The sequence below is a fragment of the Parvimonas sp. D9 genome, from assembly GCF_035282565.1.
GTDB lineage: Bacteria > Bacillota > Clostridia > Tissierellales > Peptoniphilaceae > Parvimonas > Parvimonas micra.
This window is the reverse complement of the sequence record NZ_JAYKBM010000058.1, coordinates 1-443: the sequence shown is the minus strand read 5'-3', so window position 1 is coordinate 443 and position 443 is coordinate 1. Positions and strand designations below refer to the sequence as shown.

Annotated in this window: 1 protein-coding gene; it reads left to right on the top strand. The window is 51.9% G+C overall.

Going from position 1 to position 443, the window contains the following annotated elements:
• Window positions 1-102: 102 nt before the first annotated feature.
• A complete protein-coding gene (locus VJI94_RS08010) occupies window positions 103-375 on the top strand; it encodes a hypothetical protein (RefSeq protein ID WP_324000503.1) in 273 nt (90 codons plus the stop codon).
• Window positions 376-443 lie beyond the last annotated feature (68 nt).

The following is a 443-nucleotide window of genomic DNA, read 5'->3' as shown; positions in this document are numbered from 1 at the left end:
GCTCGCCGGATATGAGTCCAAGCAGATCGCACCCTTCTTTATTGGGTACACTTCCAACGTAAACCTTCCTTATGAATTTAAGGATGTGATCGGAGAACAAGCATGAAGATCATTTTTCGTACTGCGACCGGTGCCCGTCAGATCGAATGTGGCAATTTCCTCTATTCGAACCTTACGGATGGCACCACGAAGTTGGTCTTCTTGGAAAAGGAGAACCGCCAGGATCCTGACAATCAGCCTATTGGGGCTGTGACGGGTGTTCTGGAATATTGGACGGAAGGCAACCACGCTCTCCTCGTCAATGGTATGCCTGGCCAGGCTGTCAGTGCTGAAGATGCTGCAGCCTTGGGTATGCCCCAGTCGCCTTCTGCATAAGGCATAAAAATGGGTGCGACGGGAGACCAACTCGCCGCACCCACATCACTGTAGGGAGAGCTTCCTAC

Excerpts from the sequence above, each read along its gene's own strand:
- VJI94_RS08010 (WP_324000503.1), top strand. The coding sequence starts at position 103 with ATGAAGATCATTTTTCGTACTGCGACCGGTGCCCGTCAGATCGAATGT.